The organism is Methylobacterium sp. GC_Met_3, assembly GCF_026540775.1.
Classification (GTDB): domain Bacteria; phylum Pseudomonadota; class Alphaproteobacteria; order Rhizobiales; family Beijerinckiaceae; genus Methylobacterium.
The window spans coordinates 202822-225213 of the sequence record NZ_JALNUL010000002.1 but is presented as its reverse complement, the minus strand read 5'-3'; the positions used below and the strand labels follow the sequence as shown (position 1 = coordinate 225213).

General features: G+C 68.0%; 22 protein-coding genes and 1 tRNA gene. 15 read left to right on the top strand and 8 right to left on the bottom strand.

The genetic code is table 11. The features are described 5' to 3' along the window. On the bottom strand, positions 1-798 hold the full coding sequence (gene fdhD / locus OXS27_RS04385) for a formate dehydrogenase accessory sulfurtransferase FdhD (RefSeq protein ID WP_267354797.1): 798 nt from the start codon (positions 796-798) through the stop codon (positions 1-3). Positions 799-1137: 339 nt separating this feature from the next. Between fdhD and coxB the strand changes: the two genes are divergently transcribed. The 10 genes from coxB to OXS27_RS04335 all read left to right on the top strand — a co-directional run bounded on the left by coxB (position 1138) and on the right by OXS27_RS04335 (position 10519). After that, entirely contained in the window at positions 1138-1977 is an 840-nt protein-coding gene (gene coxB / locus OXS27_RS04380) for a cytochrome c oxidase subunit II (RefSeq protein ID WP_243921242.1), read from the top strand. Between the two features lie 45 nt (positions 1978-2022). Beyond that, entirely contained in the window at positions 2023-3651 is a 1629-nt protein-coding gene (gene ctaD, locus OXS27_RS04375) for a cytochrome c oxidase subunit I (protein ID WP_243921245.1), read from the top strand. Between the two features lie 207 nt (positions 3652-3858). Further along, the gene (locus OXS27_RS04370) at positions 3859-4809 is read left to right on the top strand and encodes a heme o synthase (protein WP_267354419.1); all 951 of its coding nucleotides are present in this window, start codon (positions 3859-3861) and stop codon (positions 4807-4809) included. A gap of 5 nt (positions 4810-4814) precedes the next feature. After that, positions 4815-4979 (top strand): hypothetical protein, encoded by a 165-nt coding sequence (locus OXS27_RS04365; protein WP_243921249.1) that lies wholly within the window; start codon positions 4815-4817, stop codon positions 4977-4979. 11 nt (positions 4980-4990) lie between these two features. Beyond that, a complete protein-coding gene (locus OXS27_RS04360) occupies positions 4991-5602 on the top strand; it encodes a cytochrome c oxidase assembly protein (RefSeq protein ID WP_243921251.1) in 612 nt (203 codons plus the stop codon). A 153-nt stretch (positions 5603-5755) separates the two neighbouring features. Beyond that, positions 5756-6616 carry a cytochrome c oxidase subunit 3 gene (locus OXS27_RS04355; RefSeq protein WP_243921253.1) on the top strand — a complete coding sequence of 287 codons (861 nt, stop codon included), beginning with the start codon at positions 5756-5758 and terminating at the stop codon, positions 6614-6616. Positions 6617-6762: 146 nt separating this feature from the next. Continuing rightward, positions 6763-7137, top strand: coding sequence for a DUF983 domain-containing protein (locus tag OXS27_RS04350; RefSeq protein WP_243921255.1), 375 nt, complete (start codon positions 6763-6765; stop codon positions 7135-7137). Next, the gene (locus tag OXS27_RS04345) at positions 7134-7895 is read left to right on the top strand and encodes an SURF1 family protein (protein ID WP_267354418.1); all 762 of its coding nucleotides are present in this window, start codon (positions 7134-7136) and stop codon (positions 7893-7895) included. The genes OXS27_RS04350 and OXS27_RS04345 overlap by 4 nt, the downstream gene beginning before the upstream one ends. Positions 7896-8106: 211 nt before the next feature. After that, positions 8107-9222 carry a dimethylsulfone monooxygenase SfnG gene (gene sfnG, locus OXS27_RS04340; protein WP_267354417.1) on the top strand — a complete coding sequence of 372 codons (1116 nt, stop codon included), beginning with the start codon at positions 8107-8109 and terminating at the stop codon, positions 9220-9222. A 40-nt stretch (positions 9223-9262) separates the two neighbouring features. Further along, the gene (locus tag OXS27_RS04335; protein WP_267354416.1) at positions 9263-10519 is read left to right on the top strand and encodes an SfnB family sulfur acquisition oxidoreductase; all 1257 of its coding nucleotides are present in this window, start codon (positions 9263-9265) and stop codon (positions 10517-10519) included. A gap of 8 nt (positions 10520-10527) precedes the next feature. On the opposite strand, the gene OXS27_RS04330 is transcribed toward OXS27_RS04335, so the two are convergent. The 3 genes from OXS27_RS04330 to OXS27_RS04320 all read right to left on the bottom strand — a co-directional run bounded on the left by OXS27_RS04330 (position 10528) and on the right by OXS27_RS04320 (position 11989). Then, positions 10528-11415, bottom strand: a complete 888-nt coding sequence (locus OXS27_RS04330; RefSeq protein WP_267354415.1) for a cation diffusion facilitator family transporter — start codon at positions 11413-11415, stop codon at positions 10528-10530. Positions 11416-11513: 98 nt separating this feature from the next. Further along, a complete protein-coding gene (locus tag OXS27_RS04325; RefSeq protein ID WP_243921265.1) occupies positions 11514-11729 on the bottom strand; it encodes a hypothetical protein in 216 nt (71 codons plus the stop codon). Between the two features lie 11 nt (positions 11730-11740). After that, the gene (locus OXS27_RS04320; protein ID WP_267354414.1) at positions 11741-11989 is read right to left on the bottom strand and encodes a hypothetical protein; all 249 of its coding nucleotides are present in this window, start codon (positions 11987-11989) and stop codon (positions 11741-11743) included. A gap of 97 nt (positions 11990-12086) precedes the next feature. Here OXS27_RS04320 and queA point away from each other — a divergent pair, with 97 nt between their 5' ends. After that, positions 12087-13151: a tRNA preQ1(34) S-adenosylmethionine ribosyltransferase-isomerase QueA gene (queA, locus tag OXS27_RS04315; RefSeq protein ID WP_267354413.1), complete on the top strand. Its 1065-nt coding sequence runs from the start codon at positions 12087-12089 to the stop codon at positions 13149-13151. Beyond that, positions 13148-14284, top strand: coding sequence for a tRNA guanosine(34) transglycosylase Tgt (gene tgt / locus OXS27_RS04310; protein ID WP_267354412.1), 1137 nt, complete (start codon positions 13148-13150; stop codon positions 14282-14284). Before queA ends, tgt begins: the two co-directional genes overlap by 4 nt. Positions 14285-14291: 7 nt before the next feature. On the opposite strand, the gene OXS27_RS04305 is transcribed toward tgt, so the two are convergent. The 4 genes from OXS27_RS04305 to OXS27_RS04290 all read right to left on the bottom strand — a co-directional run bounded on the left by OXS27_RS04305 (position 14292) and on the right by OXS27_RS04290 (position 17504). Next, on the bottom strand, positions 14292-15290 hold the full coding sequence (locus tag OXS27_RS04305; RefSeq protein WP_267354795.1) for a hypothetical protein: 999 nt from the start codon (positions 15288-15290) through the stop codon (positions 14292-14294). A gap of 584 nt (positions 15291-15874) precedes the next feature. After that, positions 15875-16147, bottom strand: a complete 273-nt coding sequence (locus OXS27_RS04300; RefSeq protein ID WP_267354411.1) for a hypothetical protein — start codon at positions 16145-16147, stop codon at positions 15875-15877. Positions 16148-16657: 510 nt separating this feature from the next. Further along, a tRNA-Pro gene (locus OXS27_RS04295) sits at positions 16658-16734 on the bottom strand. A gap of 86 nt (positions 16735-16820) precedes the next feature. Then, a complete protein-coding gene (locus tag OXS27_RS04290) occupies positions 16821-17504 on the bottom strand; it encodes a 4'-phosphopantetheinyl transferase superfamily protein (protein ID WP_267354793.1) in 684 nt (227 codons plus the stop codon). Between the two features lie 136 nt (positions 17505-17640). Between OXS27_RS04290 and OXS27_RS04285 the strand changes: the two genes are divergently transcribed. The 3 genes from OXS27_RS04285 (at position 17641) to OXS27_RS04275 (ending at position 22387) form a co-directional block, all read left to right on the top strand. After that, entirely contained in the window at positions 17641-18936 is a 1296-nt protein-coding gene (locus tag OXS27_RS04285; RefSeq protein WP_267354410.1) for an MFS transporter, read from the top strand. A gap of 64 nt (positions 18937-19000) precedes the next feature. Next, positions 19001-21433 (top strand): NAD-dependent DNA ligase LigA, encoded by a 2433-nt coding sequence (ligA, locus tag OXS27_RS04280; RefSeq protein WP_267354409.1) that lies wholly within the window; start codon positions 19001-19003, stop codon positions 21431-21433. A gap of 72 nt (positions 21434-21505) precedes the next feature. Then, entirely contained in the window at positions 21506-22387 is an 882-nt protein-coding gene (locus OXS27_RS04275; protein ID WP_267354408.1) for a 3'-5' exonuclease, read from the top strand. Positions 22388-22392: the final 5 nt, after the last annotated feature.

Sequence of the window (22392 nt, the reverse complement as noted above, 5' to 3'; positions counted from 1 at the left end):
CTATGCCGTTACGAGCCGTTCCGCTCCGGTGAACACCGTCACCGTGTCGGCGCGCGCGATGGCGCAGAGCGTGATCCCGTGTACCCGGGCCCGTTCGAGCGCCAGGGACGTCGGCGCCGAGATCGCCACGATCACGGCCGCACCGAGACGCGCGGCCTTCTCGACCATCTCGAACGAGCAGCGGCTGGTGATCACCAGAAAACCCTGATCCGCCCGAGTTCCGGCCCGCATCAGGGCGCCGATCAGTTTGTCCAGCGCGTTGTGGCGCCCGACATCCTCCCGCACGGCCAGCAGCTCACCGTCGAGACCCGCCCAGGCGGCCGCATGGACCGCCCGGGTCTCCGCCCCGAGACGCTGTGCAGCGTCGAGGCCCGCAAGCGCCCGGGCGATCGCCGGGAGCCGGATCTGCAGGGTTGGGACGGCCCGCATCTCCGCCCGCGGCAACTCCGCCAGATCCTCGATGCCGCAGACGCCGCATCCGGTGCGTCCACTGATCGCGCGCTTGCGGGCGAGATGCTCGCGCAACCGCCCCGGGGCCAGATCGATGTGGAGCCGCACGCCGTCCGACCCGGCCTCGACCCGCGTTCCGCGGATCTCTTCGGCACCCTCAACGATTCCTTCGGTGAGACTGAAGCCGTAGGCGAAATCGTCGAGATCGGACGGTGTCGCCATCATGACCGCGTGCGGCACGCTGCCGTACACCAAGTTGACTGGTGTCTCGACAGCGAGCGCCCGATTGCCGGACAAAGCCCGGTCGCCGGACCGCGTCGCATCGCCTGTGTAAGCAACGACCAGCATCGGGACGTTCACCGAGCAGGGCGGCAGGCTGGTGAGTTGAGTCCCGGTGTCGGTCGACATACAGCGCTCCAATAGCGAGTCTCCTACGTATCGATCACCGTTCGCGACACAATGGTGCGGCGGCAAACCTGCGCGCGACCGAGGTGGGACCCTCGCAAACCGCTGGAAAGCGCGCGATGCGACGCTTGTGCGGTTGCGCCATGGCGGCCCTTGTGGTCTGAAGCCTCGGTCGGATAATGCCGGGTGACACAACCGGCACTCCGTCACGTTGGCACAATCTCACTCTCAGTCGAGTGGCGGCCGGCGGGACCCAGCAGCCAGGGGAGCCACGAGAGGCAGATGCGGACGGTGCGGACGATCAACCGGTCACTCTGGAGCCTCGCCACGTTCGGCGCCCTGCTCTTCCCGACAGCGCATGCTCAAGCCGGCGGCTTCGGCCAGCCGATCCCGTGGGAGATGAGCCGGCAGATCCCGGTCACTGAGAACGCCCGGGACATCCTGAACTTCGAGATCGGCCTCCACTGGTTGTCGATTGCAATCTCGGTCTTCGTCCTGGGCTTGATCCTGTGGTGCGTGTTCCGCTTCGGCGAGAAGCGCAACCCGACACCCTCGCGTACGACCCACAACACCGCCATCGAGGTCGCCTGGACGATCGTTCCGGTGCTGATCCTGGTCGCTGTGGCGATCCCGTCCTTCCGCCTGCTGCGCACGCAGCTCTCCGATCCAAAGGCCGACATGATCGTGAAGGTCATCGGCCACGCATGGTACTGGTCCTACGAGTACCCGCAGACCGAGGCCGGTGGCGGCTTCACCTTCGATGCCAACATCGATGAGGACAAGCAGCCCCGCCTGCTGCAGACCGACAACGAGATGGTGGTCCCGGTCGGCAAGATCGTGAAGATCCAGGTCACCGCCGCGGACGTCCTGCATTCCTGGGCGATGCCGTCCTTCGGCTTCAAGATCGACGCCGTGCCCGGCCGCCTGAACCAGATGTGGTTCAAGGCCGACAAGGAAGGCACCTTCCACGGTCAATGCTCCGAACTCTGCGGTCAGCGCCACGCCTACATGCCGATCGTCGTCCGCGTGGTCAGCGAGCAGGCCTATGCCGAATGGCTGACGGAGGCGAAGACCAAATACGCCCGCATCGATAACGGCACGAGCCTCGCCGAGGCGCGCTGAGCCCCGGCTGACCGAACCCTTCCGATTCACAAGGCACCCGAATCCATGGCTACAGCCGCAGCCCATGCCGAGGCCCACGAGGTCCACGACCACAAGCCCTCGTTCTTTGCCCGGTGGTTCCTGTCGACGAACCACAAGGACATCGGCACCCTCTATCTGCTCTTCGCCTTCTGCGCCGGCATGATCGGCGCCTTCCTCTCCTTCGGCATCCGGATGGAGATGGAGCAGCCTGGACTGCAGTACTTCTCGAACCCGGCGACCTACAACGTGTTCGTCACGGGTCACGGTCTCATCATGGTGTTCTTCATGGTGATGCCGGCGCTGATCGGCGGCTTCGGCAACTGGTTCGTGCCGCTCATGATCGGTGCGCCCGATATGGCGTTCCCGCGCATGAACAACATCTCGTTCTGGCTGACGGTGGCGGGCTTCTGCTCGCTGCTGTGCTCGCTCTTCGTCGAGGGTGCACCGGGAGCCTCGGGCGCCGGCACCGGCTGGACCGTCTACCCGCCGCTTTCGACCGCCGGCCATCCCGGCCCGGCCGTCGACTTCGCGATCTTCGCCCTGCACCTTTCCGGCGCTGGCTCAATCCTCGGCGCGATCAACTTCATCACCACCATCCTGAACATGCGCGCCCCGGGCATGACGCTGCACAAGATGCCGCTCTTCGCCTGGGCTGAGCTGGTCACCGCCTTCCTGCTGCTGCTCTCGCTGCCGGTTCTGGCGGGCGCCATCACGATGCTGCTGACTGATCGGAACTTCGGCACGACCTTCTTCGATCCGGCCGGCGGCGGTGACCCGATCCTGTACCAGCACCTGTTCTGGTTCTTCGGTCACCCCGAAGTCTACATCATGATCCTGCCGGCCTTCGGCATCGTCTCCCACATCATCGCCACCTTCTCGCGCAAGCCCGTCTTTGGCTACCTCGCGATGGCTTACGCCATGGTGGCGATCGGCGTGGTCGGCTTCGTCGTGTGGGCCCACCACATGTACACGGTCGGCCTGTCGCTGCAGACGCAGTCCTACTTCGTGTTCGCCACCATGGTGATCGCGGTGCCGACCGGCGTGAAGATCTTCTCGTGGATCGCCACCATGTGGGGTGGCTCCATCCGCTTCACCGCAGCGATGCACTGGGCGGTGGGCTTCATCTTCCTGTTCACGGTCGGCGGCGTCACCGGCGTCGTGCTCGCCAACTCGGCGGTCGATAAGTACCTGCACGACACCTACTACGTGGTCGCCCACTTCCACTACGTGCTGTCCCTGGGCGCGGTGTTCGTCATCTTCGCCGGTGTCTACTACTGGTTCCCGAAGATGACCGGCCGCATCATCCCGGAATGGGCTGGCAAGCTGCACTTCTGGCTGGCCTTCATCGGTGCGAACGTCCTGTTCTTCCCGATGCACTTCCTCGGCCTCGCCGGCATGCCGCGACGCTACGCCGACTATCCGGAGGCCTTCGCGGGCTGGCATAAGGTCTCGACCTACGGCGGCCACATCTTCGGCCTCGGCATGTTCGTGTTCGTCATCGGCGTGGTCATGGCCTTCCGCTCGAAGGAGCGCGCCGCGGACAATCCGTGGGGCGAAGGCGCCACCACGTTGGAGTGGACGCTCACGTCCCCGCCGCCCTTCCACCAGTTCGAGACGCTGCCCCGCATCGTCGACGAGCCGGGCGCACACTGATAGACACCCGCGAGGGCCGCGTATGCGGCCCTCGCCCTTCCCCGGAGGCCGGTTCACCGACCTCCGGGCAAGGGCGAGCGCGATCCGCATGGGCCGTGGGACAAATCCCGGGCCCCGCTCACGTAACCCCTTGGAATACGTCGAATTCGAAACTCGACTCGGCCGTGACGCGCGTGGCCGGGCGCCGGCACAGCAGCGGCAGACGCGATGACGAGCCTGACGAACACCATTGGACGGGACGGCCCGGCCCCAGCCCTTTCGACGGCTGGCGGAGATGTCCCGGACTATTTCGCGCTTCTGAAGCCGCGGGTGATGGTCCTCGTGATCTTCACAGCCCTCGTCGGCATGGTCGTGTCGCAGGGTCACGTGCAACCGGCGATCGGTGCGATCTCGCTGCTCGCCATTGCAGTCGGTGCCGGCGCCTCCGGCTGTCTCAACATGTGGTGGGATGCGGACATCGACGCCGTGATGAGCCGCACCGCCACGCGGCCGATTCCGGCCGGTCGCATTACGTCCGAGGAGGCCCTCGGCTTCGGGCTGTTTCTGTCGGTCGCCTCGGTGCTGGTGCTGGGCCTCGCCGCCAACCTTCTGGCTGCGGCCCTGCTCGCCTTCACGATAGTGTTCTACGCGGTGGTCTATTCGATGTGGCTGAAGCGGGCGACCGCGCAGAACATCGTGATCGGCGGCGCCGCGGGCGCCCTGCCCCCGGTCATCGGCCAAGCCGTGGTGTCCGGTTCGGTCGGGATCGAGTCGCTGGTCCTGTTCGCCATCATCTTTATCTGGACGCCGCCGCATTTCTGGGCGCTGGCCCTGATCAAGGCGGACGAGTACGCCAAGGCCGGCATTCCGATGATGCCGAACGTGGCCGGTCCCGCGTCCACCCGCCGCCAGATCGTCGGGTATTCCTTGTTGCTGGCGCCCCTCAGTCTCGCACCCGTCGCCCTGGGCTTCGGCGGCCTGCTCTACGCCGTGATCGGTCTCGTGGGCGGTCTCGGCATGGTCGCCTTCAGCATCCGCGTGCTGCGCAATCGCGAGGGTGAGGCGGAGCGGCGTGCGGCCCTCGGCATGTTCGGCTTCTCGATCCTCTATCTCTTCGCGTTGTTCTCCGCGTTGCTGGCCGAGCAGAGCTTCGGCCTGTTCCGGCCGGTCCTGGGCTGAGCGCGATGCTAGAGCCGAAGGGCCAGTACCGTCCGCTCACCCCCGAGGAGGAAGCCCGCCGCCGGAAGCGCTCGGTGGCGATCGCCCTGGCGCTCGGAGCCTGGGTCCTGCTGTTCTTCGTGCTGACGATCGTCAAGCTCGGGCCGCAGATCCTCAGCCGGCCGCTCTGAGAGGACTCGTCATGGCCGCACCGCATCAGAACCCGAGCCGCGGCGCCAACCGGACGGCGCTGGCCTGCGCGGGCCTCGCGGTTGGCATGATCGGCCTCGCCTTCGCGTCCGTCCCGCTCTACGACGCCTTCTGCAAGGCCACCGGCTATGACGGGACGCCCCGTCAGGGTCCGGCGCTCGCGGCATCCGCGGCCCGGGCCGACGACAGCATGGTGGTCCATTTCGACACCAACGTCGCGCCGGGTCTGCCCTGGAAGTTTGCTGCCGAGACGAACAGCGTCGAGGCCAAGCTCGGCGAAACCAAAACGGTGTTCTTTCGCGTGCAGAACACCGGGACGAAGCCTTCGACCGGGGTCGCGACCTTCAACGTCCAGCCCGGCCTGATGGGCGGCTACTTCGTGAAGATCGCCTGCTTCTGCTTCAACGCCCAGACGCTGCAGCCGGGCGAGACCCTCGACGTGCCGGTGGTCTTCTACGTCGATCCGGCAGTGCGCGACGACTCGAACACTGCGCATCTCAGCGAGATGACGCTGTCCTACACCTACTTCGCCAGCAAGAATGGTGAGCCGGTGACCGCCGCGGCGGCCATCGCGGCCCCATCCGGGACGAAGCGGGAATTCTGATCGCGGACGCGTGACAACACGGGTCCGCACCGACTAAACGTGCAGACAAGCTTGGGTGTGGCTTGTGCCGCGTCCGGCCAAGAGCAAACAGCAAGCAGCGTCAGGCCGGATGCCGAAAACGGCGCAGGGCGGCGGGTGAGGAGCGACGGGATAATGGCCGAGGCGCACGCCAAGAATCACGACTTTCACATCCTGAGCCCGAGTCCGTGGCCGCTGATCGGCGCCTTCTCGGGCTTCCTGATGGCGTTCGGCGCCGTCTTCTGGATGAAGAGCCTGCAGATCGGCACCCTGACGCCGGGCCCCTACATCTTCGGTGCCGGCACGATCGGCGTCCTCTACACCATGTACTCGTGGTGGAAGGACGTGGCCCACGAGGCGAATTCGGGAGACCACACCCGGGTCGTCCAGCTTCACCACCGCTACGGCATGATGATGTTCATCGCCTCCGAGGTGATGTTCTTCGTGGCTTGGTTCTGGGCCTACTTCGAAGCGGCGCTCTACACCGCCGACCCGATCCAGGTGTCGCGCGTGGAGTTCACCGGCGGTGTCTGGCCGCCGAAGGGGATCGAGGCGTTCGACCCCTGGCACCTGCCGCTGCTCAACACCCTGATCCTGCTGACTTCGGGCACCACCGTGACCTGGGCCCACCACGCGCTGCTCGAGGGTGATCGCAAGGGCCTGAAGTACGGCCTGTGGTTGACCATCATCCTGGGCGTGCTGTTCACCGCGTGTCAGGCTTACGAGTACAGCCACGCCGAGTTCGCCTTCTCGGGCAGCATCTACTCGTCGACCTTCTTCATGGCGACGGGTTTCCACGGCGCCCACGTGATCATCGGCACGATCTTCCTCGCCGTCTGCCTGTTCCGCGCCTATGCGGGCCAGTTCACGACGCGCCAGCATCTCGGTTTCGAGTTCGCGGCCTGGTACTGGCACTTCGTCGACGTGGTGTGGCTGTTCCTCTTCGCCGCGATCTACGTGTGGGGCTCGGGCGTCTTCCACGGCGCCGCTCACTGAGATCCATCCCGCCACCGCATGGCGGACCTGTGAAGGGCGGCTTTGGCCGCCCTTTTTCGTGTCCGGACCCCGCGAATCCCCATATCGTTGCGGACACCTCGGATGCGGCATGGTCGTCGACATACGGGTGAGTCTGGAGTCTGCCCGTGGATCACCGCATTTACGCGCCGTTGCCGCCGGTCCCCACGGGTTTACGCGGCCGGTGTCCGCGCTGCGGCGAGGGTCACCTGTTCAAGGGTTACTTGGCCCTGCGGCCCGCCTGCGAGTCTTGCGGGCTCGATTATTCGCATTTCGACTCGGCCGACGGCCCAGCCTTCTTCGTCATGTCGATCGTCGGCTTGATCGTGGTCGGTCTCGCCCTATGGCTTGAGATTACCTACGAGCCGCCGATCTGGGTCCACGCGCTGGTCGCCGTCACGATGTCGGTCGGCCTCAGCCTGATCCTCGTCCGGCCGCTCAAGGGCATGCTGATCGCCCTCCAGTACAGCAACAAGGCCGAGCAGGGGCGCTTCGAACCGTGACGGCCGTTGTTGCCAGAGGCGCCTGGCGCGATCTCGTCGCGCCAGGCATCGCCGCTCTGATTGCGCTGGCAATCCTCATCGGCCTCGGGACGTGGCAGATCGAGCGCAAGACCTGGAAAGAGGAGCTGATCAACCGCATCGTCCGGCAGACCCAGGCGGTGCCGGTGGCACCACCGTTGGCCGCGGATTGGGATCCGGCCCGGGACGAATTCCGCCACGTGCGCGTCAGCGGCCGCTTCCTCAACGACAAGGAGACGCTGGTGCACGGGCTCGCCGCCGGCGAGACGCCGGGCCGGGCTCTGCAGGGCTATTATGTGCTGACGCCTTTCGTGCGCGACGACGGCGGCATGGTGCTGATCAATCGCGGCTTCGTCCCGACCGAGCTCAAGGCCCAATCGGATCGGCGGGACGGTCTGATCGACGGGTCCACCACGGTGACCGGCATCCTGCGCGCCAGCGAGCCGCGCGGCCTGTTCGTGCCGGAGCCGGACCCGGCACGAGGTGAATGGTTCAACCGGGACATCGCTGGTATCGCGTCCGCCCGCGGTCTCTCGGACGTCGCGCCCTATCTGATCGAGGCCGATGCGGCCCCCGGCCCGACCACTTGGCCCCGCGGTGGCCAGCTCCGGGTGGATCTGCCCAACAACCACCTGCAATACGCGTTCACGTGGTTCAGCCTCGCGGCCTGCCTGATTGCGGTCTTTTCCGTGTTCGCTTGGCGCCGCCTTCACGAGCCGGACACGCGGCAAGAGGCCTAGCACAAACCCGCTCCGCTGAGCCACTTTCGAAGAAGAGCCTCATCTAGGCAGCGTTCAAAAGGGCAACCCGTTCCTTTGACCTGCGGCCGTTCCGCCGGAATACTTCCGCTCGACTTGATCGATCGGCCGCTCTCTGGATCTTGTATTCAGTTTGCGGCGATCCCTCGAAATGGACACGGCGCAGGGCGCCGCTCGGTCCAGGGAGCGCCGAATGACCAGCCTTCACATTGCGGAAGCGGAGCCTGCGCCGATCCGTTTCGCCTACTGGGTGCCCAACGTCTCGGGCGGCCTCGTGATCAGCAAGATCCCGCAACGAACAAGCTGGGACGCTGACTACAACCGGAAGCTGGCACAGATCGCCGAGGCAGCCGGCTTCGACTATGCGCTGACGCAGATCCGGTTCACCGCCGGCTATGGCGCCGAATACCAGCACGAGTCGGTGGCGTTCAGCCATGCGCTGCTGGCGGCCACCACGAAGCTCAAGGTGATCGCCGCGATCCTACCCGGCCCCTGGAACCCGACGCTCGCCGCGAAGCAGATCGCCACGATCGCACAGCTCACCGACAATCGCGTTGCGGTGAACATCGTGTCGGGCTGGTTCTCGGGCGAGTTCCGGGCGATCGGCGAGCCGTGGCTCGACCATGACGAGCGCTACCGCCGCTCGGAGGAATTCATCCGCAGCCTGCGCGGGATCTGGACCCAGGACAACTTCACCTTCCGCGGGGATTTCTATCGGTACAGCGACTACACGTTGAAGCCGAAGCCGGGTCAGCCGCTGCCGGAGATCTTTCAGGGCGGCTCCTCGCGGGCAGCGCGCGACATGGCCGCCCGGGTGTCCGATTGGTACTTCACCAACGGCAACACGCCCGACAACATCCGCGCCCAGGTCGACGATATCCGCGCCAAGGCGGCGCAGAGCGGCAACAACCCGCGGATCGGCGTCAACGCCTTCGTGATCGCCCGCGAGACCGAGGAAGAGGCCCGCGCCGTCCTTCAGGAGATCATCGACCACGCCGACGCCGATGCCGTGAAGGCCTTCGGCCACGAGGCGAAGAATGCCGGCAAGGCCTCGCCGGAGGGCGAGGGCAACTGGGCAAAATCCAGCTTCGAGGATCTGGTCCAGTACAACGACGGTTTTCGGACCAACCTGATCGGTACACCCGATCAGATCGCCGAGCGGATCCTCGCTCTCAAGGATGCCGGTGCGGATCTCGCGCTTCTGGCCTTCCTGCATTTCCAGGAGGAGGTCGCGTATTTCGGTACGCACGTGATCCCGCGGGTGCGCGCCCTGGAGGCCGCCCGCGCCCAGCGCGCCGAAGCGGCCTGACCGTCCAGCGTTTCCCTTCGCCATCCATCAGGAGCGTGCCATGAACATCGCTGTCGATGCACGGACCCTCGAACCACAGGGCGCGCGGGGCGCATCCGGTCCGGAACGCCCCCCGACCCAGGCCCACGTCATCGGCGGCGACTCGGAGGCGCTCGACATCGCCCGCCGGCTGGCAGCCGATTTCCGCACCGGCGCCTCGGAGCGGGATCGCGCCGCCGTGCGTCCGCTCGCCGAGCTCGACGCCTTCTCGCAGAGCGGCTTGTGGTCGATCAACGTGCCGCGGGCCTATGGCGGGCCTGAAGTGTCCTACCGGACCCTGGCGCAGGTGATCGCCATCATCGCGGCAGCCGATCCCGCGATCGCGCAGATCGCGCAGAACCATCTCGGCATCATCGCGGCGATCCGGACCGTGTCGGACGACGCGCAGAAACGGCTGCTGTTCGGGGAGGTGCTGCGCGGCACGCGGTTCGGCAACGCCTTCTCGGAGCGGGGCACCAAGCGGGCGGCCGAGTTCGACACGCGCGTCATCGATGACGGCGACCATGTCGTGGGGCGCGGCCAGAAGTTCTACGCTACCGGCGCGCTGCTCGCACATCTCGTTCCGATCGTCGCCCTCGATGACGAGGGCCGGGCTTGGTACGCCATCGCCGAGCGCGATGCGCCGGGCCTGACGATCATCGACGATTGGTCGAGCTTCGGCCAGCGCGGCACCGCGAGCGGCACCGTGCGGATTGAGGATGTCCGGGTACCCAAAACGCATCTGGTCCCGGCCTGGAAGGGTTACGAGGCGCCAACCGCGGACGGCGCCGTATTCCAGATCATCCAGGCGGCAATCGATGCCGGGATCGGCCGGGAGGCGCTGGACGACACGATCCGGTTCGTCCGCGAGAAGGCCAGGCCGTGGATCGACAGCGGGCTGGAGCGCGCAAGTGACGATCCCTACACGATCCAGGCGATCGGTGACCTGACGATTCGCCAGCACGCCGCGGAGGCCCTGCTCGATCGGGCGGGGCTCCTCCTCGACGAGGCCGTGGCCAAGCCGGATGCGCAGCGCGTGGCCGCCGCGCAACTGGCGGTGGCCGAGGCGAAGGTGCTGACCACCGAGGTCGCCCTGGCCGCCTCCAACAAGCTGTTCGAGCTGTCGGGTACCCGCTCGACCCTGGCGGCGGAGAACCTCGACCGCCACTGGCGGAACGCGCGGACCCACACGCTCCACGACCCGGTTCGGTGGAAATACGCCATCATCGGCAACCACGCGCTGAACGGCGTCGCCCCGCCGCTCCACGCCTGGAGCTGATTGCCGGATCAGAGCACCGGCACGCCGCGGGCCTTGGCCAGCTCGCCGGGCTCGACATGGATCGTCACCACCGCCCCAGGGATGGTCGTCGCCAGGGCGTTCTCCAGCCGGTCGCAGATCGCGTGCGAGGCCTCGACGCTCATGGCGCCGGGGACCACGAGGTGGAAATCGATGAACGTGGCTTGCCCGGCCGCGCGCGTGCGCACGTCGTGCGCCTCCAGCGCGCCCTCGCCGTGCTCCGAGATCAGCGTCCGGATCTGGTTCACCATCTCGTGCGGGGCCGCGCGATCCATCAGACCGTCGACCGATTCGCGCACCATGCGGAAGCCGGACCAGAGGATGTTCAGCGCCACCAGCCCGGCCACGATCGGATCGAGGATGGGATATCCGGTGACCAGAACGGCTCCGACACCGATCAGGACGCCGCAGGACGTGACGACATCAGCGAAGATGTGGCGCGCGTCGGCGATCAGGGCCGGCGAGCGCCACCGCTGACCCCAGCGCATTAGCGCCATGGCCCAGACCGCGTTGATGATGCCGGCCCCGACATTGATCGCTACGCCGAGGGCCGGGGCGTCGAGGGCCTTGGGCGCGAGCACGCCGTAATACGATTCGCGCAGGATCAGGAGCGCCGCCACGATGATGAGCGCGCCCTCGATCACCGCCGAGAAGAACTCGGCCTTGTGGTGCCCGTAGGGGTGATCCTCGTCGGCCGGACGCGCCGCAACCCGCAACGCCACGAAGGCGCCGATCGCGGCCACTACGTTGATAATGCTCTCGAGGGCATCCGAATACAGCGCAAGGCTGCCGGTGAGCCAAGCGGCGTAGAACTTCAGGGCCGTGACGGCGAGGCCGATGCCCGCGCTGAAGAGAGCGGCTTTCTGGGTACGATCCATGGGTCGGCGCCGAGTTGGGGTGGCCGCGCCCATACGGCATGAACCTTATCCCAGGCCACGGCAAAGGTTCGACGCTTCCGAAAAGGTCTTAGCCTTGGCTAAGTCTCGATCGATCCGGGCGCGTTCCCGCGGGCGGCCTCGCGCTCGCGACTCGTCGCTGCCTTCGCACGGGCAGTCTCCGCTTTCCGCGCCAATCGGCGGCGCTGCCATGCGAAGCGTGCGGCAGCGGCCAGGGAGTCCAGGCGGGCCGCTTCACGCTCCCAATAGCCGAGCAACTGACCGTCCAGGGTCACGCGCCGGTTCCGGCTGGGCATCGCCACGGCGCCTAACCGCGCTGTGCGGGCGGCTCGCCCGTCTCGGTCACGACCAGCGCGTCCGGTTCCCCGCGGAAACTGCCCAGGCCGGCATCCGGCACGGGCACCGTCGGGCTTCCGAAGGGCTGGCTCGGATAGGCATCCTCGAATTTCGATCGTGCCTCGTCGGGGCTCTGGGCCTTCAGAACGATCTCGGGCTTACCCGGCAGCGGCCATCGCGGGTCGGCTTCGTCACGGGGGCGAACGGCGTACCAGGGCATCGATGGTCATCTCGCGTCTCGGTGACGCGGAAAACGGGCGCGATCCCCAGGGGTTCCGCGGTTGAAACCGCCTGCGGTTCGGTGCACGCAGCCCGCGATGCGCGTGGACCTGTTCGATTTCGACCTGCCGGAGACCAGCATCGCCCTGCGCCCGGCCGAGCCGCGGGATGCCGGGCGGCTGCTCGTCGTGCGGCCGGGGACGGCTTTGGCCGACCGGACCGTGCGCGATCTGCCCGGTTCCCTGCGGACCGGCGATGCTTTGGTGTTCAACGACACCCGGGTGATCCCCGCCCGCCTCCACGGCGTACGCACGCGGCCAGGCGCGCCCGGTCAGCGTACGGAGGCAATGCTGCACCTGCGCGAGGGACCCGCGCGCTGGCGCGCCTTCGGCCGTCCGGCCAAGCGGCTCGCCCCCGGCGACATGCTCCGCTTCGGCGATCTGACCGCCACCGTGGCTGAGAAGGGCGAGGCCGGCGAGATCGTGCTCGATTTTGACAGGTCGGGGCCTGAGCTCGACATGGCTATCGCGGCAGAGGGTGTCCTGCCGCTGCCCCCCTACATCGCCGGCAAGCGCGCCGCCGACGCGCGGGACACCACCGACTACCAGACGATCTACGCCCGGAACCCCGGCGCCGTCGCGGCCCCAACGGCGGGCCTGCATTTCTCGGAAGGCCTGCTCGCGGATCTCGACGCGGCCGGTCTTCGGCGCCACCACGTCACGCTGCATGTCGGAGCGGGCACGTTCCTGCCGGTGAAGGCCGAGGATACCGAGGCCCATCGGATGCATGCGGAAATCGGCATCCTCGACGCGGACACCGCCGCGGCGCTCAACGCGACCCGAGCCGCGGGGGGCCGGATCGTCGCGATTGGGACTACCGCCCTACGCCTGCTGGAAAGCGCAGCGCGCCCGGACGGGACCCTCGCACCCTTCTCGGGGCCGACCGACATCTTCATCACGCCGGGTTACCGCTTCCGGGCGGTGGACGCGCTCGTGACGAACTTCCATCTGCCGCGCTCGACACTGTTCATGCTGGTCTCGGCCTTCTCGGGCCTCGACACAATGCGCGCCGCCTACGCGCACGCGATCCAAGCCGGCTACCGGTTCTACTCCTACGGCGACGCCAGCCTGCTCTTCCCGGGCCCGCGCGCGGACCAACCATGACCGATCCCCTCCCCTTCGGCTTCAGCCTGCACGCGCAGGACGGCACCGCCCGCACCGGCGCGATCACGACGCATCGCGGCGCGATCCGGACGCCGGCCTTCATGCCGGTCGGCACGGCCGCCACCGTCAAGGCGATGTATCCCGGACAGGTCCGCGACCTCGGGGCGGACGTCGTGCTCGGCAACACCTACCACCTGATGCTGCGCCCCGGCCCCGAGCGGATGGCGCGCCTCGGCGGGCTGCACCGCTTCATGAACTGGGACCGGCCGATCCTGACCGATTCCGGCGGTTTCCAGGTGATGTCGCTTTCCGCCCTGCGGAAGATCGACGAGCAGGGTGTGACCTTCCGCTCGCATATCGACGGCACGGCGCACCACATGAGCCCGGAGCGCTCCATCGAGATCCAGGGGCTGCTCGGCTCCGACATCCAGATGCAGCTCGACGAATGCGTGCGCCTGCCGGCCGACCATGCGGCGATCGAGAAGGCGATGCACCTGTCCCTGCGCTGGGCCGAGCGCTGCCGAATCGCCTTCGGCGACCAGCCCGAGCGGGCCCTGTTCGGCATCGTGCAAGGGGGCGACATCCCGGCCCTCCGGATCGAGAGCGCCCGCGAACTGAGCGGCCTCGACCTGAAGGGCTACGCGGTCGGCGGCCTCGCGGTCGGCGAGCCGCAGGCGGTGATGTTTTCGATGATCGAGACCGTGGAGCCGCACCTGCCGACCACCAAGCCCCGCTACCTGATGGGTGTCGGCACGCCCGACGACATCCTCGGCGCAGTGGCCCGCGGCATCGACATGTTCGACTGCGTGATGCCGACCCGCGCCGGCCGCCACGGCCTCGCCTATACGCGCCATGGCCGGGTCAACCTGCGCAACGCCCGCCACGCCGAGGACACGGCCCCCCTGGACGAGGCCTCGACCTGCTCGGCGACGCGGGATTATTCGCGCGCCTATCTGCATCATCTGGTCCGGTCGAACGAGATCCTGGGGATGATGCTGCTGACCTGGAACAACCTCGCCTACTATCAGGACCTGATGGCCGGCGCCCGGGACGCGATCCGGGATGGTCGATACGCCGAATATTGCAGCGAGACTCGCGCGGGCTGGGCGCGGTCCGAGCGCGCCGCCGCGTGAGGCCGGATCAGGGGTGGGCCAGCACCCGGTAGGTGCCGGCGGGATCGTCGGCGCCGGTCGCCACCGCATCCTTCAGATCGGCGACGATCCGCGCCGCCACCGGCAAGCGGTAATGCAGCGCGTCCCAGTAATTCGCGTCCTGGCTGGTGAGCGGCGACGGGAAACGAAAATCCATCACCGTGGCGCCGTGGCCGGCGCCGATCGCGGCGACCTGGCGCTTGCAAGCCGCCTCGCGCCGACCCGCCGCCGTCCCGGGCGCGCCCTGTGCGGCGGCGTGGACCGGCATGAAGACGAGGAGCTTGACCGCATCGGCGGCCACGCGGTCCAGGAGATGAGCGAGGCGGCCGAGCGCCGGCATGGGCGCATCGACTGGATCGACAATGGCACTCGGATCGGCAGCACCCGCGCGGATATGGGCGCGCGCGCGCTCCGGATCGTAGCGATCCTCCGGCGGTGTGAAGACGGCGTAACCGTCCTGCCGGATCCGCGGACGGGCCAAATCGGTACGCGCGAGCCCGACCTGCGCCGCCACGGTGACCGCGCGCAGGTTCACCTGGCGCAGCACGCCCCACGGCGTGCCCTCCGCATAGAGCCAGTCCGGGAAGGCGTTGGCCGTACGGGCGGGGGGATCGGCCGAACACCACGTCCCATCGAGCCCGAACAGGACCGCACGCACCGCATGGTGCGCGATGAAAAGTTCGGCGAGGCGGATCTGCTCGTCCGGCGTCGCGGCGTTCACGGCAAGATTCGCGAATTGGGCGCCGAAGGCTTCGTCGAGGGCGTTCGGATCGAGCAGGCGGGACGTCGAGGTGCCGAAGACCGCGGCGTCGAACGGGCCTCCGCGGGCGATCTGCGGGTATGAGAGCCGCTGGTTGGTGTCCATGATCGGACCCGGCGGATGCCCGGGCGCTGCGCGCAGGCCGTAGGGATCCATCGCAGCGACGAAGACCAGCGCCGCCGCGCCGACCAGGATCGTGCCGGCAAGGAAGTCCCGCGTGAACGCCATCCAGGCGACAGGCGCCGGACTGGGACAGTCGGGCGCTGAGGGTGTCGAGGCCATGGCAGCGAACATATCCGCTTCGCGCCGCGCTGTCGCAGACCGTTAGCCGAGGTCCGAGCAATTCGCCGGCGTGCCTTCAGCGTTCCTCGACTTGAGCTCTTCCCGGCTTCGAAGGTGGCCGACATCGTCGCCGCAGTAATGCACATCATCCCGCGTTGGAGTGCCGACGGCTCCATCCTTCGGGGAACAGGGCTTTTGCCGCGATGTGCTTCGCGGCCTTCGCGATGCTCTCCATCGTAACGCTCGCGGCACGCTCAAACCCGCCGCCGCTGATCGACATGATGCCGGCGTGGACCCACGATGTGTTCCGTGTTGGCGCGCTCCGTGCTGCCGAGGGGCCGACCGATTGATGCTCGGGACCCACTCAGGAGAGGCGATGACCCTGATCCGGATCGGCATCTTCGCTGGCCCTATTTCGGCGGCGGGGTGGCGGCCGCCATAGCGAGCCCGCCGCTTGCGAGAGCCCATTTCCCTCCCTCAGCCTCCACTGCCCAGCCGCACAGCGCTTTTTTTATATAACCTAAGCGATACTAACCACCCGGCATGCTCTGGATTGGCCATCGGATCCTGGCGCCCATAACTTCAACCTGATCTCGACAGATAAGTTTATATTCTGGTCCGTCGCTGGGCCAACCACCCGAAGATGGAGTAACACCAGTCTCGTCCGCGATAAAAGCCTGAACGGACTTTCCAGAATTATAATCGTCGAACTCTATGAAAAATCGGTCGCTCAGCCCGTTCAATCGAAAAATTTCTTTCAGCGATTTGATAGCCTCGATTATTGCTTTTGCGCCGTTGGTCATATCTGCCTCCGAGCAAGAGGTAACACAACCTATGGTGTGTGTCTGTGGCTCGGCCGCTACAGTCAGGCCACGTCTCTCCGACCAACCGCCGGCATCCGCACGGCAGCGTTTTCGCTTCAGTTCTATGCTGGCGGCTTTCCGGTCCACGAGTTCCACGCCTCCGCGCAACTCGACGCAGCGGCTGGAGCTTTGATCACTTCATCTCGGATCGCAGCGTCATCGTTGAGGCAGGCGCACGCCCTGGGCCTGTTGGCCACGCTGCCATCCGGTGCGGGCCTAGGACCGGATCCGATCCGACGCGGGCTGACGTCGCTGTGCCGGGTACGGCCGAGGTATTGGCCAGCCTCCATGGTCACGAAACCAGGGTGGTTGGTGGGGAAAGTCAGCAGTATATGGAGGTCGCCGATCCAGCTTGCGCAGCGCAAAGATGGTAAGGTCGGCCGCTAAAATCAGAGACAATTTCTTGTCGGAATAACTGTCGGGTCAGCTATACCAGTCTCTGCTAAGTATTGGTCGGAGTGGCAGGATTTGAACCTGCGACCCCCACGTCCCGAACGTGGTGCGCTACCAGACTGCGCTACACTCCGAAGGCCGTCCCGCGCATCGCTGACCGGGTCGACGAGCGGGTGTATAGCCGTGCCTTGGCTGGGCCGCAAGCCGGGTTCGTCCGGTTTCAGCAGAGCCGGTCGGGCCAATCTGTTGGGAGCCTCCGGAGCTGGATCGTCGCGTCATCCGCCCGCACCGCGACGGTGGCGGCGTAGCCGGCGCCGGCATCGAGCGTCGCGAGGGTCCATCCTGTCGAATCCCGCAGCAGGCGCGGAGCAGCCGGCGGCAGCGTCACGCTGAAACGGTCGAGGGGCAGGGACAGGCCGGTCCCCAGCGCCTTCACCACCGCTTCCTTGCGGGTCCACAGGCCGAAGAAGGCCGCCTCGATGGCCTCAGCTGGCAAACTCGCGAGGGACGCGGCTTCGTCGGGCGCGAAATGCGTCCGCGCGATGCGGACCGCGTCCGGGATCGCTCGCATCAGTTCGAGATCGACGCCGATGGCGACCGGGCCCGCGAGACCGATCAGGGCGCGGGCCCCCGAATGCGACAGGTTGAACTCCAACGGGCTTCCGGCCGGCTCGGCGAGGTGCGGCTTGCCGGTAGCCTTCGCGGTCAGGCGGATCTCGGACGGAGCGCAGCCGCGCGCATCCGCCAGGGCCAGCCTGAGGGCCGCGTGGCTTACAATGAAACGCGCGCGATCCGCGGGCCGCAGGAACCGGTTGCCGCGGTCGCGCTCCGAGCTGTCGAGCACCTGCGCGCATCGTTCGAGCCGGTCCGGCGACACGGCGAGATCGACCAGCCACACATCCACCGCGCTCAAGCGACGCCTCGCGGCCGCCGGACGCAGAAGTTAAGGTCGCGCGATGGTGAGGGCACGGGGGCGCATCCGGTGACGACGGCATGAGGAGCATCGCGCCACGGCGTGCGGTGGGCAAGGTGCCGCGCGCTTGAGCGTCCCGGCCGCGTTTCCCGTCCGCCCGTCCCTGCGTGTGCCGCTGAGCCTCGCCGGCCGCCGGACCCGCTACGGCGTGTTCTTCGCCACCTACCTCTATCAGGGGCTGATCGCGGGGTTCTCGCTCACGGCGTTGGCCAATCATCTCACCGCCAAGGGCGTGTCGGCGACGGAGATTGGCTTCCACTTCGCCCTCGCCGGCCTGCCCTGGACCCTCCAACCCATCCTGTGGGGCCCGGTAGTCGACCGCGCCGGCGATTCCCGGATGGGCCGGCGCCGGGTCTTCGCGGTCGCGGCGGTCTTCGGATGCCATGCCGCCCTGGCGCTGCTGCTGTGCGGCGCCGAGGATCGGGTCGGCGGACTCGGCCTGATCTTTCTGGCCCACAGCCTGTGCGCCTCGCTCCTCGACACCGCCTGTGATCGGATGATCATGGATCACGTGCCGGCCGGCGAACTCGGCCGGGTGAGCGGCTGCACCCGCGCGGGCTTCGTCGCCGGAAGCAGCCTGAGCGCGGCCGTCTTCGGGTGGATGCTGACGACCGACGGCTTCGCCATCAGCGCGCGTTGGCTCCTCGTGGCCGCCATCCTGGCGAGCCTGCCGATCCTTCTGGTCCGCGAGGCGCCCACGGATGCGCTCGTTACCCCGGGTCGGCGCGGAGTCGCCCCGCGGCGCGTGCCGTTCCGCCGATTCCTGCGTCGCCTGATCGTGAGCCTGCGGCGCCCGCGGGCTCTGCGGCTTCTCGCCCTGTGCTTCGGTCTCGACGGCGCGCTCGGGCTGTTCGAACTGCCCTTCTCGGTGGACCTGCTCCAGCGTCAGGCCTGGGATCCGGCGGTCCTGTCCCGTCTCCAGGCCGGCCTGGCGCTGGCGAGCGGAACAGCCGGCGCGCTGGCGGTCGGCTTCTGGTCCGACAGGTCCGGCCCGGTCCGGCCGCTGCGCATCCTCCTGCTGGCCAGTACCGGCACGTTCCTGCTGGCCGGAGCCCTGATCGCGTCGGACTTCGTCGGCGCGGCCGGACCGGTGATCCTCGCGCTGACCAACATGCTGCCCGGCCTGCTGATCGTCGCGCTGATGCCGGCCCTGCTTCAGGCCAGCCAGGGGCGCCCGGGTGCGGCGACGCAGTTCGAAGTCTACATGGCGGCGATGAATCTCGGGTCCGTCGCCGGAACCGCGCTGGCCGGGTGGCTCGCGCCGGTTTTGCCGCTGGCTGCGGTGGCTGTGTTCGTCGCCGCGGCCTTCCTGGGCGCGTTCCGGATCGCCGGGCGCGGCGATCTGCTCGGTCCCCGCCAATGAGGGAAAGCGGGGATGCCGCTCGCGAACGGCTCCCGGCCGGCCGTCGATGCGCTAGAACCCCACCATGGCCGCCGCGAAAACCGACACGCCCGATCTCGACCTGACCGCCGAGGAGGCCCGCGCCGAGCATGCGCGGGTCTCGGAGGCGATCCTCGAAGCCGACCGGCTCTACTACCAGGAGGACGCGCCCGAGATGTCGGACGCGGACTACGACCGCCTGCGCCGACGCCTGGAGACTCTGGAAACCGGCTTCCCGGATCTCGCCGGTACGGGCGCCGCCAGCACGTCGGTGGGCGCCAAGCCCTCGGAAAAGTTCGCCAAGGTGCGGCACGCCGTGCCGATGCTCTCGCTGGGCAACGCCTTCGACGATGCCGAGGTGGCAGAGTTCGTTGCCCGGGTGCGCCGCTTCCTCGGCTGGCCCGAGGATGCACCGCTCGCCTTCACGGCCGAGCCGAAGATCGACGGCCTGTCGCTGTCGCTCCGCTACGTGCGGGGGCGCCTCGACACCGCGGCGACGCGCGGCGACGGCGAGGTCGGCGAGAACGTCACCGCCAATGCGCGGACCGTACAGGACATCCCGGAGACGCTGGCCGGCACGGACTGGCCGGAGGTCTGCGAGGTCCGCGGCGAGGTCTACCTGTCGCACGCCGATTTCGCCGCCATCAACGCCCGGCAGGAGGCGGCCGGCAAGGCGCTGTTCGCCAACCCGCGCAACGCCGCCGCCGGGAGCCTGCGCCAGCTCGATCCCGCGATCACCGCGTCCCGGCCGCTGCGGTTTTTCGCCTATGCCTGGGGCGAACTCTCGGCGCCGATCGCCGAGACGCAGACCGGCGCGCTGGAGCGTTTCGCGGCCTGGGGCCTGCCGGTGAACGCGCTGACCCGAACCTTCACCGACCGCGACGCGATGCTCGCCCATTACCGGCAGATCGAGGCGGACCGGGCCGGGCTCGGCTACGACATCGACGGCGTCGTCTACAAGGTCGACGACCTCGCGCTGCAGAAGCGGCTCGGCTTCGTGTCGCGCTCCCCGCGCTGGGCGCTCGCCCACAAGTTCGCCGCCCAGGAGGCGACGACGGTGGTGGACGACATCGTCATCAATGTCGGCCGCACCGGTTCGCTGAACCCTCTGGCGAAGCTCCGGCCGGTGACGGTGGGCGGTGTGGTGGTGTCGAACGCCACGCTGCACAACGAGGGCTACGTGAAGGGCGTCGGCGCCGATGGCGAGCCGATCCGCGACGGTCGCGATATCCGCGTCGGCGACACGGTGACGGTGGTCCGGGCCGGCGACGTCATTCCGAAGGTGATGGATGTCGATCTCACCAAGCGTCCGGCGGATTCGCGGCCTTTCGAATTTCCGGAAACCTGCCCGGCCTGCGGCAGCCGGGCTGTGCGCGCGGTCAATCCGCGCACCGGCCGTCCCGACGCGATCCGACGCTGCACTGGCGGCCTGATCTGCCCGGCGCAGGGGGTGGAGCGGCTGAAGCACTTCGTCTCGCGCAACGGGTTCGACATCGAGGGTTTCGGCGAGACCTATATCGAGGTTCTGTTCGAGGCTGGCCTCGTGCGCCAGCCGGCCGATCTATTCCGGCTCGACTTCGACAAGCTCAAAACGGCGGTCGTGGCACGGCGCGAGGCGCTGTCGGCCGAGCGGCGCGCCGAATCCGGGGCGGCCGAACCGCCCAAGAAGGCCGCCAAGAAGAAAGGCGAGGAGGACGACAAGGCGATCAAGAACTTGCTGGCTGGCGTCGAGGGCCGGCGTCAGGTGCCGATGAACCGCCTGCTCTTCGCCCTCGGAATCCCACAGATCGGCGAGGCAACCGCCAAGGCGCTGGCCAAACGCTTTACCGACATGCCGACACTCGTCGCGTCGATCCGCGAGGCCGCTGCGGCGCAGCCTGGGCCCGACTGGATCGAACTGACGGCGGTGCCCCGGGTCGGTGGGACGACCCGCGACCGGCTGCTCGACCTGGGCCTTCCGGAGGACGAAGCCACGCCCGGCCAGGAGCGGGCGCGCCTCAGCACCGTCCAGCGCGAAAATCTCATCGCCCATTACGGCAATGCCGAAGCGGTCCGCGCAGCGATCACCAAGGCTGCAGCGCAGCGCCCCGGGGATGCGTACCGCCTGTTCGCCGATGACGGCGAGATCGGGCCTGTCGCGACGGATGCGCTGCTTCTGTTCTTCTCCGAACCTCACAATGCCGATGCCGTTACGGCTCTGCTCGAACAGGTCGAGGTCGAGCCGATGGAGCAGGCGGCTTCGGCCTCGGCCTTCGCGGGCAAGACCGTTGTGTTCACCGGCACCCTGGAGAAGATGACCCGCAACGAGGCCAAGGCCGTGGCCGAGCGCCTCGGCGCAAAGGTCTCGGGCTCGGTCTCGGCAAAGACCGATCTTGTGGTGGCCGGCCCTGGGGCGGGCTCCAAGCTGAAGGATGCGCAGAAGCATGGCGTGCGCGTCGTCTCGGAAGACGATTGGCTCGGGATGGTGGCGCAGGGTTGAAGCGCGAGTCCGGGCGGCCTAGACCTCCTGGGGAACAGCCCGAGAACTCCCGCCCGGCATGGTTGCCCCCCGATGACGGTCCTGGCCCTCGACTTCGAGACGGCCAACGAGCGGCGCGACAGCGCCTGCGCGGTGGGTCTCGCCTGGATCGCGGACGGCCGGGTCGTGCGCCGGGAAAGCCACCTGATCCGCCCGCCCGAGATGCGCTTCTCGCCTGGTAATATCCGGGTGCACGGTATCCTGCCGTCCAACGTCGCCGACGCCCCGGACTTTGCCACCGCGATGGCACCGTATCTGGACGACCTGCGGCGCGGGCTCATCCTGGCGCATAACGCGAGCTTCGATATCGGCGTCCTGCGGGCCGGGCTGGTGCGCGCCGGCCTGCCGGTGCCGGATCTGTCCTATCTCTGCACCGTGCAGGTGGCGCGCCGCGTATTCCCAGGGCCGGAGGGCTGCGGGCTCGGCAAGGTGGCGCGGCGTCTGGGCATCCGCTTCGAGCACCACGATGCCGGCGAGGACGCCTATGCCTGCGCGGAGATCGCGCTGGCGGCCATGCGCGAGCGGGACGCCGCGGACGTTCACGCGCTGGCCGCTTTGCTCGGCCTTCCGATCGCGCGGGCGGACGGCGGACCCGCCGTGCCGCGACGGCCCCTTGGGGCGCCCCCTGGGGCGATCAGCGGGCGCGCGATGGCGGCCTTCCAGCAGGCGCCATCGGCGCTCTGCTTCGCCATGCGGGGATCCACCGGCAACCGGTACGACGTGCGTCTCGAGGAACGGCCCGGCGGCCCGCAGCTGCGCTGCACCTGCTCGGCCGGCCGCTTCAACGTGCGCTGCCGCCACGTGAAGGCGCTCGAGGTCGGCGACATCACCGACCTGCTCTCCAACAACGCAGCCGATGTCGTGCTGCTCGCCCGCATGCTCGGCGCGAAGGCGCGGATCGCGGGCGCGGCCTGAGGCGG